This window comes from Paenibacillus sp. B1-35 (assembly GCF_050474385.1).
GTDB lineage: Bacteria > Bacillota > Bacilli > Paenibacillales > Paenibacillaceae > Paenibacillus_B > Paenibacillus_B alvei.
In genome coordinates, this window is sequence record NZ_JBCHVJ010000005.1 from 469,247 (window position 1) to 484,612 (window position 15,366).

16 protein-coding genes are annotated in these 15,366 nt (G+C 44.7%); 4 read left to right on the top strand and 12 right to left on the bottom strand.

What is annotated here, in order from left to right; all coding sequences use genetic code 11:
• The first annotated feature begins 8 nt into the window (after positions 1–8).
• Together ACQ5BJ_RS18805 and ACQ5BJ_RS18810 are read left to right on the top strand one after the other, a co-directional pair.
• Positions 9–587 (top strand): TetR/AcrR family transcriptional regulator, encoded by a 579-nt coding sequence (locus ACQ5BJ_RS18805; RefSeq protein ID WP_430111927.1) that lies wholly within the window; start codon positions 9–11, stop codon positions 585–587.
• Between the two features lie 282 nt (positions 588–869).
• Positions 870–1,559: an MBL fold metallo-hydrolase gene (locus ACQ5BJ_RS18810; RefSeq protein WP_430111929.1), complete on the top strand. Its 690-nt coding sequence runs from the start codon at positions 870–872 to the stop codon at positions 1,557–1,559.
• Between the two features lie 186 nt (positions 1,560–1,745).
• On the opposite strand, the gene ACQ5BJ_RS18815 is transcribed toward ACQ5BJ_RS18810, so the two are convergent.
• On the bottom strand, positions 1,746–2,453 hold the full coding sequence (locus ACQ5BJ_RS18815; RefSeq protein ID WP_005545331.1) for a DNA alkylation repair protein: 708 nt from the start codon (positions 2,451–2,453) through the stop codon (positions 1,746–1,748).
• A 198-nt stretch (positions 2,454–2,651) separates the two neighbouring features.
• On the opposite strand from ACQ5BJ_RS18815, the gene ACQ5BJ_RS18820 reads away from it, so the two are divergent.
• On the top strand, positions 2,652–3,173 hold the full coding sequence (locus tag ACQ5BJ_RS18820; protein WP_238555801.1) for a TIM barrel protein: 522 nt from the start codon (positions 2,652–2,654) through the stop codon (positions 3,171–3,173).
• A gap of 74 nt (positions 3,174–3,247) precedes the next feature.
• Here ACQ5BJ_RS18820 and ACQ5BJ_RS18825 read toward each other — a convergent pair whose 3' ends face one another.
• From ACQ5BJ_RS18825 to ACQ5BJ_RS18860, 8 genes are all read right to left on the bottom strand, one after another.
• Entirely contained in the window at positions 3,248–3,562 is a 315-nt protein-coding gene (locus ACQ5BJ_RS18825) for a cupin domain-containing protein (RefSeq protein ID WP_268599187.1), read from the bottom strand.
• Between the two features lie 40 nt (positions 3,563–3,602).
• Entirely contained in the window at positions 3,603–4,586 is a 984-nt protein-coding gene (locus ACQ5BJ_RS18830) for an ABC transporter substrate-binding protein (protein ID WP_430111931.1), read from the bottom strand.
• An 85-nt stretch (positions 4,587–4,671) separates the two neighbouring features.
• On the bottom strand, positions 4,672–5,499 hold the full coding sequence (locus tag ACQ5BJ_RS18835; RefSeq protein WP_430111933.1) for a helix-turn-helix transcriptional regulator: 828 nt from the start codon (positions 5,497–5,499) through the stop codon (positions 4,672–4,674).
• A 281-nt stretch (positions 5,500–5,780) separates the two neighbouring features.
• Entirely contained in the window at positions 5,781–6,470 is a 690-nt protein-coding gene (locus ACQ5BJ_RS18840) for a lysoplasmalogenase (protein WP_430111935.1), read from the bottom strand.
• Between the two features lie 389 nt (positions 6,471–6,859).
• The gene (locus ACQ5BJ_RS18845) at positions 6,860–8,128 is read right to left on the bottom strand and encodes a cytosine deaminase (RefSeq protein WP_430111937.1); all 1,269 of its coding nucleotides are present in this window, start codon (positions 8,126–8,128) and stop codon (positions 6,860–6,862) included.
• Positions 8,103–9,383, bottom strand: coding sequence for a cytosine permease (gene codB / locus ACQ5BJ_RS18850; protein ID WP_289356743.1), 1,281 nt, complete (start codon positions 9,381–9,383; stop codon positions 8,103–8,105). Before codB ends, ACQ5BJ_RS18845 begins: the two co-directional genes overlap by 26 nt.
• Positions 9,384–9,751: 368 nt before the next feature.
• The gene (locus tag ACQ5BJ_RS18855; protein ID WP_268620352.1) at positions 9,752–10,111 is read right to left on the bottom strand and encodes a thioredoxin family protein; all 360 of its coding nucleotides are present in this window, start codon (positions 10,109–10,111) and stop codon (positions 9,752–9,754) included.
• Positions 10,112–10,343: 232 nt separating this feature from the next.
• Positions 10,344–10,685, bottom strand: coding sequence for a helix-turn-helix domain-containing protein (locus tag ACQ5BJ_RS18860; protein WP_040735635.1), 342 nt, complete (start codon positions 10,683–10,685; stop codon positions 10,344–10,346).
• A gap of 433 nt (positions 10,686–11,118) precedes the next feature.
• On the opposite strand from ACQ5BJ_RS18860, the gene ACQ5BJ_RS18865 reads away from it, so the two are divergent.
• Positions 11,119–11,256, top strand: coding sequence for a hypothetical protein (locus tag ACQ5BJ_RS18865; protein WP_430113414.1), 138 nt, complete (start codon positions 11,119–11,121; stop codon positions 11,254–11,256).
• 26 nt (positions 11,257–11,282) lie between these two features.
• Here the strand turns inward: ACQ5BJ_RS18865 and ACQ5BJ_RS18870 are convergent, their stop codons facing one another.
• The 3 genes from ACQ5BJ_RS18870 to ACQ5BJ_RS18880 form a co-directional block, all read right to left on the bottom strand.
• On the bottom strand, positions 11,283–13,049 hold the full coding sequence (locus ACQ5BJ_RS18870) for a GMC family oxidoreductase (protein WP_430111939.1): 1,767 nt from the start codon (positions 13,047–13,049) through the stop codon (positions 11,283–11,285).
• Positions 13,050–13,421: 372 nt separating this feature from the next.
• Entirely contained in the window at positions 13,422–13,865 is a 444-nt protein-coding gene (locus ACQ5BJ_RS18875) for an SMI1/KNR4 family protein (RefSeq protein ID WP_430111941.1), read from the bottom strand.
• Between the two features lie 70 nt (positions 13,866–13,935).
• Positions 13,936–15,141, bottom strand: a complete 1,206-nt coding sequence (locus tag ACQ5BJ_RS18880; protein ID WP_005545358.1) for a hypothetical protein — start codon at positions 15,139–15,141, stop codon at positions 13,936–13,938.
• Positions 15,142–15,366: the final 225 nt, after the last annotated feature.

Sequence of the window (15,366 nt, forward strand, 5' to 3'; positions counted from 1 at the left end):
ATGATTAGATGACCGGAAAAAGAGGCCGGCCGCGTAATGTAGAAGCGCAAAAGTCTATCCTTTCCGCATCTTACGATTTATTGTTGGAAAATGGCTTTGAAGCCGTAACAGTCGATAAAATTGCTGATCGCGCCCAAGTCAGCAAAGCCACGATTTATAAATGGTGGCCTAACAAGGCTGCCGTAGTTATGGATGGTTTTCTGTATGCCGCTACGGCCAGATTGCCCGTGCCTGATACGGGTTCGACGTTTCAAGATATTCAAATTCACGCCACGAATTTAGCCCGGTTCTTGACGAGTCGGGAGGGAACCATCATAACGGAGTTATTAGGCGAAGGTCAGTTTGATTCAGGATTGGCGGAGGCCTATCGAGCTCGGTTTTTCCGTCCCCGTCGACTTGAGGCAAGAGGTATTTTGGAGAAAGGGGTTCAGCGCGGGGAACTGAAAAAAAATCTCGACATTGATATATGCATCGATCTCCTTTATGGGCCGATTTTCTATCGTTTGCTTGTGACAGGCGATACGTTGAACGAATTCTATGTGCAGAGTTTGGTGGCTAACGCATTTGAAGGCATCCGTTCTACTTGAATCCGGCCAAAGCGCCCTACCTTCCGGCTCTGTACGCATTCCTTTAATACAAAATAGCATCTCGTGGGAACATCTTCTTATCTATGGAGACTGTTCCTTTTTTATTGAGCACTTACCTCCCCCCTATCCATCGTGATACGATAAGTACGCCATAATACGATGTTGCAGACGTCAAGCAAGCTGGATAACCTTCCAGGTTAAAACTAGGGATCCTTTGGCAAAACTAGTAACTCTATTGATACAGGAGAATTGTTTTCTTTTGAAGATGGAGGTTGATAGAAAATGAAGATCGTGCAAATCTCTGAGCATATCTGGGGCCTAAAAATGTGGGTATTGATCCCGTTCCATGTGTGGGTCGTTGTAGAAAAACAAGGGGTCACCTTAGTAGATGCAGGGATGCCGACGATGGCGGACGGAATTATGAAGTTCATTGAACAGTTACATGCCGATCCGCTGCAACGAGTCGTGCTAACGCATGGTCATCCTGATCATGTAGGATCCCTTAAGCACATTTTACGTACAAATCAGATCCCCATATTCGCTCACCGCAATGAGATCCCTTATATCGAAGGCGAACTCCCTTACCGTCCCGGGAAAAAGCCAGTCTCCACCATGGAGAAGGGAACGATGAAAATGCTGCCCGAAGATGAACACGGACAATTACAATCGATAGGAAGCTTAACGCCATACTATACACCCGGACATTCCCCCGGGCATGTCGTATATTATCATGAACAAGATCAAGTACTGCTCGCGGGAGATTTATTTTCTTCTAAAAACGGAAAGCTGCGCAAGCCTCTCTTCACCCCTAATATGGAGGAAGTTTTGCGAAGCAGTTCCATCGTCGGCAGGCTGCGCCCTGCTAGATTGGAAGTGTGTCATGGCAACTCCGTGTTCCATGCAGCGGATCAGTTAGAGGCATACATCGCTAAGGAATCCAAATCCATCGCTCGTGCGAAGGCGCGTCTCTAGCACGGTTCAGCTAAACACTGTCTTTCAGCAAAAAACGCGAGTGGAACTGGCGGTGACAGCCAGTTCACCGCGCTATCTAAGCGGCATGTTTTATAAACGTTTTTTTGCCAAGACACCTGGAACGAAAAGCAGCACGAGTGACTGCCACTGCGTGCTGCTCTCTTCATGAAATCCGCTCCGAATGGATTAACACCTTACATATTTTCGTTTGAAGCCGATCTGTCCTTTCTCTACCGCCTTTTGAATATTCACGGATGCATTCAAGTACTTGCTTTTTCCAGTTTCGCGATTGACCTCCACCTGGCCTACTTCCTTCGCAATCTCCACTGCCTTATCATGAAGCGGCTGGTAGGATACTCCCACAGTGTAGATAAAATTATTCATCGCGTACTTCGCACGTTCAGGGGCATCATGAATCGAATTTTTCACAAGATCCAACATATCTGCGATTTTCGCTTCAGAGAATTCACTGTCTGGGCGATTGCCGAGCATCCAGCAATAGCAGCTCCAACCTGCCGACATTTTAAGTTCCATATTGCTTGCAATCCATTTATCGGCGACTTCTTGTGCAATATCCGTTTCTGCTAAAGTTACTGCCACTACATAATCCGATAGCATATAAAAATATGCTTGATCGATCCACCGCTCAAAATCCGCCTCAGACATTGCCTCAGGATCCGCAATCACTCCGGCAAAGTACATTGCATCGTAATTTCCTGTAGCATAGAGCTCCTCAGCTAATGGCTGATTGCGTTTTATTTTTCTATATATGGGCTTCATCTGACCCGTAGCTACTCCAAAAAGCGGCTCGCGCGCGCCATTGGATAGGTATACTTTCTTCGTGCGTTCCTTGCCAAGAGCTTCAAGCTCTTGCATGACCGTTTCTAGATTCATGAATCATACTTCCTTTGCAATGGTATGTCTTACGGAGTAAGCTCGTCTTTATTTCAATATATCATAAAGCGGCGTGGATCCAATGAGATCAGAATTAAGGCCACCTATTTGCACGAAGTTCTTCAATCTAGTCAATGAATCGTTCAGAGACGATTATATATCGCCGGGATACATGATACGATTGAAGCCTGTAAGATTCTGAATGTCACCTCCATCATCTCTCAGACGGGCAACGCGCTTGAGGGCGTGGCTCGCGAGGATCAGCGATCCGCAATGGCGGAGATGCTCAAACGCTGCGCGCCGCTGCTCAAGGAAGCCGGAATCGTCTTGGAGGTGGAACCGCTCAACGGACTTGTGGATCATTACGGACATTTCCTTCAGCGCTCGAATGAATCGGTGGAAGTGATCGATCGGGTAGACAGCCCGAACGTCAAGCTCGTCTTCGACGTCTATCATCAGCAGGTTACGGAAGGCAATGTCATTCGCAACGCTACCAATTATATCGACCGAATCAATCATTTCCACATTGCAGACAATCCCGGCCGCAATCAGCCAGGCACAGGCGAGCTAAATTACGTGAATATTCTGCGCGCAATTAAAGAAACCGGCTTCTCCGGATTTGTCGGGCTGGAAGGCGGCTATACGATCGACACCGACGAAGCGGTGGAGCAATTTAAGCAGAACATTGTTACGCCCGTGTTCGGAAGCTTGCAGTCATAGACATATCGGAACAAGTTTTAGGGCCACCCTTAGCGGATGGCCCTTAACTCTGTTTATTTCTTATGACTCAAAACTTATCCTGCCGCCTTAGGTTCTATCAACATGATATGGCATTCCTTTTCGGCGAAAGGCTTATGTTCGGCTCCCCCCGGGACAATAAACATCTCGCCCTTAGAGATTTTTACCTGACCATCACGAAAAGCAATGAACATTTCCCCTTCGAGCACAATAAATACCTTATCGGCACCTTGATGCTCGTGCCATATAAAATCCCCATCAATTTTAACAAGCTTGATTTGATAGTCATTTAATTCACCAACAACTTTTGGAGACCAAAGATCGTTGAATGCAGATAGCTTCTCATTTAGATTAATAGCCTCGTAATGCATATGAATCCCTCCTTAATTTCAATGATATGCTCTCGACTTTTTAGAGTTTATGTAAGGCATTGGTTATATTTCGCAAAGCGTATTCGATAGCTAACGGGCCACCAGTAATCGCGGAACTATCCATTAAATAGACATTGCCCTTCTCTACGGCATTCAGTTTATTCCATACATTACTTTGTTTTAAGTCATTCATTAATGTTTCCTTTTTTGTAATGTCACCTATAAGGAAGATATGGTCTGCTTGAACCGTTGAAATTCCTTCAAATGTATTAAATTTATTAATAGAACCTTTAAATGAATCATCTGGTGTAAGTCCCAGTCCCTTTTCTTTATCGAATGCAAGTGTATAGACAGGATTCCCTTCACCTAGGACATTGAAAGTTTTTCCATCCCAAGACAATATAAATGCTACTGACTCTCCTTGAATCGACTTTAATGCTTCGCGCCCAGTTGTAATTTCTTTCATCATTTTATCAATAAACTTTTCCGCTTCCTCTTCTTTACCAATAATTTCGGCTACTGTGCGGAGTCCATATTGCCAATTTTCATAGATGTCCTTGTATTTAAGCGAAATAACTGGCGCAACTTTTTCTAGTGAATCATAAATTTGTTCATGTTGTTCGGTTGCTAAAATATAATCAGGCTCAAGAGCTAAAATTTTCTCAATACTAGGAGACACCTTATCCCCTAACTCCTCTGCTGCATCGAGCTTCCCTTGTAAATAAGATAAAGTCGATAGATACTCTTTCTCCGTAGTAGCAGCAGGCGGCTCACCTAATGCAACTAATATTTCAGGGTAAAAGTACCACAACGAGGCTATTTTTTCTGGTTTTTTCTCGATAACAATTTCTTTGCCTAAGGCATCTTTAAATGTTCTTGGCCAATCCTTTGTAGCTGACTCAACAGCTGTTGTAGATGCGCCTTCTGCAGTCGCTCCTTTATTTTCAGCAGGTGTTGCATTACAAGCCGCAAGTATGACTACTACTAATAGCATGGAGAGTAATAGTCCTATCCTTTTTTGCATACGTAAAGCCTCCAACATTATGTATTCTTTCGTTGCCATTAGTATAGTAAAGTCATTTGTAGATTAGAATGGATGCCTGATGAAATTAGCATAGATTATTGATGAACTTCGCTCGATATTCAGTAGGAGAAATACCAAATTGCTTCTTGAACACTCGACTAAAATAAAAGGGATCCGCAATCCCAACCGTTTGCGCGATTTGTTGAACAGGCGCATCACTTGTAAATAGCATTTCTTGCGCCATGTTTATACGGTATTTTAATAAATACTCTGCCGGCCCCATGCCTGCATGTCGTCTAAATACGTAAGAAAGTCGATTTCGATTAACGTTATTATGTTCTGCAAGCGATTCTATTGTCAGGCTTTGATCATAGTATTCATGAATATAATTCGATACCCGTTCAAATAAAGTAAGTGATTCACAGCTATTCTGCCTATTAATAACACATAATAAAGCTTCATTCAGTACATCGCGAAACAGCATTTCGGTCTGAAACATCGGAATGCCTCCGCGTTGATTATACACTTGCCACAGGCGCATAATTAATTCGATAAGACGAGGGGATTGTCCCGTTGATAATTCAAAATGCTGATGGGAAAAGCTTGACTCTTCTAGTTCTGAGTGACATATCCGGTATTGAACAAGGATATACTCCCAGTTGGTGTTGCCAAACAACTTTTGAGCTAGTTTCATGTTGGCACCCCCATGCACAACTTTTCCTGGCGACAGGATATAAGGCGTTCCATTAAATTGAAATTGTGTCTTCCCGGTAAGTGGAAACACGAATCCAGGAAAAGAATCTGTATAGTCAGCGTGAGGCACACCTGGACTTTTAGCATATCGATATACGCCTTCTACTTGAAAAGGAGTGTGAGCAAGATACTCTGCTAACTGATTAACGTCGATTTTCACATTGCATCCCTCATTTCAAATAGTAGTCTTTTCAGTAAATAGGGGGGTATCATTTCTATCTCCACATTATTGATAACGATTATCATTGTCAACCTGTTTGGATAATAAAAATGCCGCTACCCGGCAAACGTTCAAACAGCCGGGTAACGGCTTCCGATATGGATGTTCTTAAAAATAGGGGGACGTAAGGATCCAAAATCTCCTCTCTTACCTTCCCTCACTTCAATTTTCCGACGTCATTTATATACGGTTCCCAGCGTGGATTGTTTAAAGCGTTCAACCTACATCCTCAGGGCGCGGCCCTTCGACAACTGCTTGCCACCGAATACGTTCGAGATGCTGCTCGCAATAAACAACTGTGCGGCGAAGTACGTCAGCATAATCCAAAAGCCTGACGCCGGCACGGCGCTGACGAACTTATTCCAGGCCAGAATCGAGTCCGACACGGCGAACAAAATCGCCCCGACCGACGCATGCCAGTTCCGACTCATGATCGCGGTCCAGCACATGACCGAGATGACGCCGACGTAAACGGCGACCGGCAGCCATAAATCGCTTTGACCGCTGTCCGCCATGATCCCATTGTGCAGCCGCCAACCAATAAGCCACGAGTATACGCCGATCGGCGCTACGCACAACAATGCTAACAGAGAAAATTCCCACCGCCGTATCATAGCCGCTACGTAAAGCAGATGCCCCACCATAAAAGACGACAAACCGAACATAAACCACTGATTTCCGTTCTTCAGCAGGAATGCATCCCCAGCTATGCTAAAAATCAATCCGATCACGACCAAAATCTTATACATCCTAAACTTGTCCGCAGGCTGCGAGCTGACAGCGAGCACGATGATCAGCGCCATCGGCAGCAGCTTGAAGATCCAGTTTAGTATGGTACTGTCCAAGGACAGCGTCGCCAAATGAGTCACACCCGTTACAAGAATTGCAACAATCAGCCATTTTCGAAGCATACTCAAGTTCCTCCCCATCATTTTGAGTATTTGCTTGCTTGAACTTCCGATTCTGACTGATACGTATGCCCTTTTTCACGCTCACATTACTGAACTAGCCTTCTAATGCGAATGTGCGCTATTGGTTTACAATCGCATGAAAAAGCCCCTGCAAGATAAAACTCACATAGGGCTTTTAAAGCGTCTGGTTCGAATTGTATCCAGCCCATCCCATGTGTCCAGAGATCCGCTAGGTCATACATATACCAACCGAAACAAAAATTATCGAAATCATATACGATGATTTGCCGAACTGCTACTAGTGAGATTATACCATGATTCGGAAATTATTGTCGTCACTTGCATATATAAAAAGAAGCAGACCCTAAGGCCTGGTTCTCTGCTTTTATTTATTTTTGAAACGTAATGGTCTCACTTATACTGCCCAGCTTCACGCTGGTCTCGCTCGGTTTTGTCTCGGCAATGATCTTACCGTTACGGAAAGAATATCGTACCACAGCCTGCTTGCGAATGGCCTCATACTCATTCTCTGCATTCAATACGATAAAGTTGGCCGGCTTGCCTGCCTCAATCCCGTATTTATCCTCAATTTGCAGCGTCGTCGCGCTGTTCTTCGTAATCATATCGATGCTGTTCACGATCTGCTCATAGCCCATAAGTTGTGAAGCATGAATACCCATATGCAGAACTTGAAGCATATTGCCTGTCCCCAGCGGATACCATGGGTCAAAAATATCATCATGACCAAAGCACACATTAAGTCCTGCTTCTTGAAGCTCTTTTACCCTTGTTAGGCCTCTACGTTTCGGATACGTATCAAATCGTCCTTGCAAATGGATGTTCACCAGTGGATTGGATACGAAATTGATCTTCGACATTTTCAGCAGACGGAACAGCTTGTACGCATATGCATCATTATAGGAGCCCATCGCCGTTGTATGGCTGGCCGTTGTACGTGCGCCGATGCCGCGTTCGTAAGCTTCCTTGGCTACTACCTCAACGAATCTCGACTGCTCATCGTCAATCTCATCGCAGTGGATATCAACGAGACGATTATATTTTTCCGCCAGATCAAATACGATTCTCATCGAATCTACGCCATACTCGCGTGTAAACTCAAAATGCGGAATGCCGCCAACCACATCGGCCCCCATTTTCATAGCTTCTTCAAGCAGTTCTACTCCATTTGGATAGGAGAGAATCCCTTCCTGTGGAAAGGCAACGAGCTGAAGATCCACATAAGGAGACATCTCTCCCTTCACTTCCAGCAGCGCCTTAAGCGCTACTAGAGTAGGGTCTGTCACATCCACATGGGTTCTCACATGCTGAATGCCCTGAGCGATTTGCCACTTAAGCGCCGTCTTCGCTCTCGTTTTAACATCCTCTATTGAAAGAGTTTCCTTTCGCTGCGACCAGCGCTGGATGCCTTCGAATAGCGTACCGCTCTGATTCCACTCTGGCTCACCTGCTGTTAAGGTTGTGTCTAAATGAATATGCGGCTCAATAAAAGGAGGAAGCACCAAGCTCCCTTTTACATCAATAACCTCATGTCCTTCTGTGGAAAGCGGACTTTGGGTAATCGTCTTGAATGCTCCATCCACAATCTCGATATTCCATAAACCTTCGCGACCTCTAAGCTTCGCTTGTTGTATAATCACGGTTCATTCCCCTTTTCTCGTTTACGTTAAACTGTTTTTCCGGGAAACACTTCATACCTATAACATACAGCACAGCTGTACCGATCAAGCCATTAATAGGCGGGATGCCAGGGACGAACTGAGCAATCAGAATGCCGCCGAGCCAGGCCAATATCGCAATCCAATTCACGGATTTGAAGCTCATTTCTTCGAATTTCTTATAGGAGCCGCGATTCAAGATATAGAAATCCGCTAGCAGAATCGCGCCAATCGATGGCAAAATCGAGCCAAGTACCGTCAAGAAGCCTACGAAGTTGTTGTACAGCCACATCGCCATGATTGTACCTACTGCTCCGTTAAAGACAACAATGATATTCTTAGGCAGCTTCGTAATATTGGCAAAGCCCAGACTGGATGCATATAGCGCATTTTCATTCGTCGTCCAAATATTTAGCCCTAGCACAATAATAGCCGGTATAATCAAGCCTTGCAGAAACATGACATCTGAGATATCCGCTTTGCCATACACAATCGCGCCTACTGCTCCAAATAGAAACATCAACGAATTTCCAAGGAAAAAGGCAATGACCGTCGACACAACCGCTGAACGAGTTGTTTTTGCAAACCGTGCAAAGTCCGGTGTTAGCGTACCTCCACTAATGAAGGAACCGATACAGACGGTCAATGCTGTAGCAAGACCCATCATTTCCTTCGGCTGATAATTCATTAATCCTTGCAATCCGCCTGCTGTTGAAGTCGCTTCGAAGACCGAATAGCTTCCTAATATCGCAATTGACGGTACAGCTACGATGCCGAGTATCGCCAATGCTTTAATTCCATAAATCGCAGTCACCGTCATTAGGATTCCTGCAATCGCAATCAAGACATACACGTTCATTCCCGTTACTTTCTGAACCGGGACTGCGAACATCGCCACCCCTACACCAAACCAGCCTACCTGCGTAAATCCTAGCAATCCTGAAGATAAATAGGAACCTTTCGTGCCAAATGCATATTTCGTTAGCAAGTGAGTCGATAACCCCGTCTTTGCCGCAATATAAGCAAGCGCTCCTGTATAGATGCCCAAGATCAGATTCCCTGCCAGTACAATCCCGATAAAAGCACTGAACGTTAAGCCATTTCCTAACGCTCCGCCTGACCACATGCTTGCCGAGAAGAACGTAAATCCAAGCATTACGGCGAGTATTTTCCAAAATCCATTCCGATGTGCTTGTGGTACAGGTTGCAATGAGAATTCCAAATCCACTTTTTCCATTATCCATCCTCCAGATCGTCTAGATACCGAGTATGCTCAAGCAGATGGAACAGGCGGGAATGATCGATGGCTTTCAGGAGCAATAAAAAAGGCTTATTGCCCAGTTGCCCTGACAATAAGCCTTTTACGATCACAGGTAAATAATAGGTACACGCGCATATACACACGTATCCCTATAAAGATCATACATTCCGCTGTCCTTGTCAGCCTCACGGGACTGAATTAAAGGTATCTTATTAAATTGTCACTATTATAAATCGATATATCGGTATCAACAAGTGTAAATATTGGAAGTTGCTTGAGCTGCGACGGGCAAGACATCGATGATTGGGCAGTTCACCAGATGCACATTCGTGAATCTAAACCGTTCATTTCACGGTTTCATCAGAGGATTGTCCCGTCACTAAGTCATAGATTTTGCGAATTTTTTCGTCCAGCAGATCCAGATGCACGATTCTTGCTTCACGTATATATTCTCTCCCCTCCACATAAAGCAATAGAACAGGCGCGGTAAAAACAGAAAAACTCCCGGCAACCGCTGGAACTTCTTCTGCATTGATCGTCGCCAGATGGATATCCGGGTATTTCATCATTAATTTCTGTACCTGCGGCTGCAATGCATGACACACACTGCACCCTGTCATGGTGATATAGAGAAACGATAATCGATGGCTCCTTATAAATTCATTTGCCGATTCGACACTCGTTAATTGCTCAAATTCTCTCATGGGTACCTCCAAGTATAGGAATCCATCATATCGCAAGGAGTGGGATGTATTGAAATCCCCTTACTTGTAATACGGTTATCCGTGATATCTATAGTACAAAATATAAGGACACCCGTTTAGGTGCCCTTTATAGTTGACAGAGGTTCAGGATGGCAAAATGCGACAGTGTAAATTCGCAATTCACCATCTCAAGGCCTTAATCCAAACTTCAGCGTTTTTAGGGTTTTCCCTTTCAATCCAGCTGATCGTCCAGCATAGCCTCAATGACTTTCAATACCCTCTTTTGCTCATTTAAACTTCTGCTTCGGAGCCTATCCACAATTTCTGCAAGTGTAGAATCGTTCCCCTCTCCACTCACAGGCTGGATGTAACTAAAGAACTCCGCCATCGAGAGGTTGAGCGCACTCGTAATTCTAGCCAGTACTACGACGGAACATACCTTCTCAGAACGTTCCAACTTACCAATATAAGTCTCGTGTAGCTCAGCCTTGCTTGCAAGTTCCTCCTGGCTTAGTCCGCGTAGTTTCCGAAAGTGTCGAATGCCTTCCCCTACCATCTTCATAAAATCACTCACAGCGATCACCCTAAGCAAACCATAGACTAGCCATTTGCGCGCTCCAAGATACTATAGGGTTTATTTTTTAATTATATACCCTATAGGGATTTAATTTTGATATAATAAGATTGCCCTGTTTTTTAAAAAATAAACTAAAAGGCATAAAAAGAACGCTACTTGGAACTTTACAAACTTAATCATATCAACAAGTTCCCGTATCGAATCGGATATGTGATATAAAACAAGGAAGGAATGAGTCCTATTAGAATGCAATGCATATTTCCCGATAGCTCAACTGCGGATGTCTATGTTTCCGAAATTGGAGAATTTCTTCGTCTCACAAAATTAGTAAACGGGATAACAATGGAAGGAATCAATTATAATGTAGTTCATACAGAGCTAATTGTAGAAAAAGAAACTTTCTATATTTCAGTGCTATTGAAGCATAGGCATGTACAATAACAAGCTCAATCTGGGGCATGCAGAGGATAAAATTAACACTTATGATGCGCCTCAGCCTACCGGATCTATCGTCAAAACGAAAAAAGAGCTGGCGTCGCCAGCTTTATCCGACAAAAATAAATTCTGATTCTTTCCAGTCAGACATTACACTTATTAATCTTCTAGTTCATCCTCAAAATCTTCGTCATCCAGCACGTAAGGACATCGATTATTTTGAATAAAGCGCACAGCATTTAATCCTATCATTTGGGCAGGTATGGATGTATTCCCATCCGGTAAAATAGGAGCAACTGAGAGATCAGCGACCTTAAGATTAGTTGTACCGAATACATCAAGCTGTCCGTTGACAACTCCATCGCAAACGCTCTTCCCCATCTTGCACTGCCCGCCATAATGATAGAAATTTGAATACGATGCTCTTACGAAATCACTAAGCTGCCGTCTTTTTTCTGCCTCATCGGGTATTTGGAAAACTTCCTCCGGCGGGTACACCACAGCTTTTATTCCGCTATTATTTAATCTAGCCTCTTGAATAATGTTATACATGTTGATATATTGATCCACCAAGAAATCTAGATCATTTGTATTCTGTTGTAATGGGTTAAAGGCAAAGGACGGCAATGCTTCGGGATCGCTGTGCGAGGCCATAATCGTCCCTTTACTCTGGGGGTTAAGATCTATAAGACCAAAACTCATGACATTGACTTGCTTATTTACATCCAGCTCCCACCCATTGCTTGCTATGTCTGAAGCAGGAACAAAGAGTGCTACGGGAGCCCCTAGAATCTGAAGGCGGCGGCCCTCCACTACATTATTCTTATTCTCAGCTGTAAATGCGCCTAAAATAATTGGTTGATTAGGGTCAGCACCGAGTACCGGTAGTATTTGGGATGTTTCTACCTCGACTGCAAGTCCTGCATAGGCTTGCGTTTGCAGATTGTATCCTACATTCGGATTTTCAATTAATGGTTTAATTCCTGCGCTAAGCAAATCACTGGATTTGCCAATTCCTGATCGCTGTAAGATAAGGGAGGAGGAGAATCCTGCCGAGACGATCACGCCTTTTCGGGCAAACGCTGTTTGTGAAATACCATCTCTAACGTACTGAACCCCGCTGGCAATCATTTGACAATTCTTGTTCTTGAATAATATCTTGTTCGCTGTTGTTTTGCCGAAAATAGTCAGCTTTCTCTTTCCAATCCCAAACTCATCAGGATGAAACTCATTACCCTGCGTAACTATGCTCTCATTTAAATACCCTGTTGCAGTAGAGGAACGGGTAATTGTATTACCATCCTCCTTCTGAAGAAATTGAGATTTATAAAATGTACAGTCTCGAACTCCTGTGTTATAGTCCTCAACACGTTCTATTCCTAGTACTTTAGTTGTTGCATCTGCTAGCGATTGGATAAGCCCATTAGGAGGTATATGCTGCTGTCTGACAAATATAGGCCCCCGTCTTCCTCTCTCATTCGGACTTTGTGTCTGCCCCGTATAGGTTTCATTTTGAATAAACAGGGACCGGACTTGGTCGTAGCTCCATCGAGGTTCACCAGTAAGGGCAGCCCATTCGTCATACAATTCTTTACTTCCCCGGACAGCATACATTTCGTTCACTTCCGAGCTCCCGCCAATAACCCTTCCATTGACCGTAACAAGCTGTCGGCCCACAGAAGATTCTAATTTAGATAGTAAATTGAAGGAAAACTTATTATCGCTAGCCTGAATAATGGCATTTAACACGCTTGGATCACTTAACTGATCCGTGCTATTTATTCCAGGCTCAAGCACAAGTACGGAAGTTTTTTTGTCATCCGTTAATTCCTTAGCGATTACCCCACCTGCTGTTCCAGCACCAATAACAATATAATCAAAAACGTCCTTTTTGCCTTTTTTCTTTTTATGTTTTTTATGCCCCATTCATTTATCCCCCCTCTTCTTGAAGTAGTATCCTTCTAGTTATTAAGATATGTGGATAAACTCTGATTGATATAGATAGAGCTCTTAATGAATGCGAACATTTTGTCTTTCGTCTTTAACTTTTTAGAAGCTTTATGCCGAAAATTACTTTGGGGGTCGAATTCTGACAGAGAACTGTCGAATAAAGAGGATTTTTAAGTCGTATCATGGCAGAAGAACTTCAAGAGAAAATAAAGCAGTTTAAGTTGTAACAGGAGCAGAATGCTTAATTAGCGGTCTGACTGACCAGATAAAATGAGGCTGTCCCAAAAGTAGATCAATCTACTTGAGGGACGGCCTCTTTGATTAGCATAATCTGCCGAATTGAACAAATTACCATTCATAAAAATTCTCTTCGATCATTTCCTCGAATGAATTGGCTAATAACTTGATCTCCCCGGTATCGTGATACCCGATGAAAACCTCTCCTGTCTGATTCATGAAAATCGGATCGCCGGATCCATCTATGGAAATGACATAACTGGTTCGTAAAACCTTTGCAAAGGGATGTCCCTTGAATTGCTCTCGGAACCCCAACGTCAAATCGACAACCGTTTCATTGCCGAGACTAGAGCCATTAGAGAATGCATGTATCGTAAGACCCGCATATGCTCCTCCAAACGTCTTGATAAAGTGTACGTAGTCCTCATGAAAGTTTACATTCAGCCGTTGCTCCGCACTAACAATTTCCTCTTGGCTTGCCGGAATGCCTACTAGTGTTTCATTATCTTCCTGATGAAGAAAAATCTTTAATCTCTCCATTAACGCATCCTTCATAGGTAATCCCCTTCTCAATAATTCCCCAGTTTAGTTCAGCAGTTGTTCCCCGTTTACAATCTCCTTTCAATCAGTAATCGCGAGCTGCATCGAACCAGCGCCCAGCCATCTCCTCCGTTATAGGCTGGCCGATCAGGTGATCGGACTGGCTAAGTTGCCATACTGCTTCGCCAAGGTCTTCTCTTTCGGTGGTTTCGATACCTTTGAGGGTATTGAAGCGCACGGTGAAAGCAGTAATGGCTGCCTCGGCATCGGCGAGGCTGCGGGCCTGCGCCAAGGATGCCTGTGCAGCATTGTAAGCTTCGTTAGCCAGTTTGGCCAGACGTTTAGGCCAAGACGAGAACGGGCGGCCATATTCGCTCTCCCACCACTCAGGCTTTCGCAATTGGCTCACTGAAGCATAGCCGGCCCATGGGCGTGTCTTGGCGCGTGTTTTCACTTGCTGCCTTAAGCGCTTGCCCGCGGCCTCTTCCACATTGTAGGCGATAAATCCTTCAAGCAACGGCCACGTGTCCAAGGAGGGCATGTCCTCTAAATCAGGCATGAAGCGCAGCTCCAAATTCGTTAACCGGGCATGACGAGCCAACAAGCCCATGTCGCAGAAGTTCCCCCACAAACTCAGTGAGTCAAGGTTGGGGAACCGGTCTAGACAGTCCAGCGAGATGGGCTGTCCCAGCGGCGTGTTTTGCAGCGTCAGGCTCGTCACCCGGTGCAATTCACCGATGTCGGGCAGGGTGAAAGGAGGATCATTCTTGCGGCGACCGGTGCGCGGCGCTAGTGTCAGAGAATACGGCATATTTCCAGTGGCCGATAAGCGTAATAGATCGCCAGACACGTTCAGGCGGAAAGATCCCTTCGGAAGCTTCAAGCTCAAGCACCCTCCGGACTGGCTCAACTCGATATGCAAGCTATGCAAAATGGACTGGCTGGCGTCCACCACCGTATCTGCAGACAGGATCGGAGCCCACGTCATCTCTTCAATGGGACGTGTCTGTGCCCAGTCCAAGAAGCCCGTGTCACTGCCTGAATAGTACAGAAATCGCGGCCAAGGCGAGCCTGCCGGCGTGGAGAAGGCATCGAATACGGTCCAATCAATTCTCGCATCTGACGCGACGTGAAGGTCTACCCTTTGCCCTAATTCCGGCGGTCCGATAGATAGGCTCCCCACACCGGGCCGAATGACAAGGTTGTGGCTGCGAGGGCCCGTCAAGTCAATGGGATAACAACCGTCTTCTCTAACAGAATCAGAAGGGTGAGCTTGGTTATGAATTGGCACTTCCGTCATCCTCTCTTCTACCCTTGATTACAAGACAACTTTGGTCTCTTGAGTTCATTTTTACCTTGTATCTTAATTTCATTATAATGATCGCTTGTCCTGAATCTACCTACTTTTTACCTGGATTCTGGAAATACAAACGATTCAATTTGCATTTCTGCCTACCGATCCGGGTTCTCTCGATCCTGAACAATAAGGTGCAAAGCGGAGTACGGTATCTTCTGC

Bases quoted from the DNA above. Each gene is read 5' to 3' on its own strand.
- ACQ5BJ_RS18805 (WP_430111927.1), top strand. From the start codon at position 9: ATGACCGGAAAAAGAGGCCGGCCGCGTAATGTAGAAGCGCAAAAGTCT.
- ACQ5BJ_RS18810 (WP_430111929.1), top strand. From the start codon at position 870: ATGAAGATCGTGCAAATCTCTGAGCATATCTGGGGCCTAAAAATGTGG.
- ACQ5BJ_RS18815 (WP_005545331.1), bottom strand. From the start codon at position 2,453: ATGAATCTAGAAACGGTCATGCAAGAGCTTGAAGCTCTTGGCAAGGAA.
- ACQ5BJ_RS18825 (WP_268599187.1), bottom strand. From the start codon at position 3,562: ATGCATTACGAGGCTATTAATCTAAATGAGAAGCTATCTGCATTCAAC.
- ACQ5BJ_RS18830 (WP_430111931.1), bottom strand. From the start codon at position 4,586: ATGCAAAAAAGGATAGGACTATTACTCTCCATGCTATTAGTAGTAGTC.
- ACQ5BJ_RS18840 (WP_430111935.1), bottom strand. From the start codon at position 6,470: ATGCTTCGAAAATGGCTGATTGTTGCAATTCTTGTAACGGGTGTGACT.
- codB (WP_289356743.1), bottom strand. From the start codon at position 9,383: ATGGAAAAAGTGGATTTGGAATTCTCATTGCAACCTGTACCACAAGCA.
- ACQ5BJ_RS18855 (WP_268620352.1), bottom strand. From the start codon at position 10,111: ATGAGAGAATTTGAGCAATTAACGAGTGTCGAATCGGCAAATGAATTT.
- ACQ5BJ_RS18865 (WP_430113414.1), top strand. From the start codon at position 11,119: ATGTACAATAACAAGCTCAATCTGGGGCATGCAGAGGATAAAATTAAC.
- ACQ5BJ_RS18870 (WP_430111939.1), bottom strand. From the start codon at position 13,049: ATGGGGCATAAAAAACATAAAAAGAAAAAAGGCAAAAAGGACGTTTTT.
- ACQ5BJ_RS18875 (WP_430111941.1), bottom strand. From the start codon at position 13,865: ATGAAGGATGCGTTAATGGAGAGATTAAAGATTTTTCTTCATCAGGAA.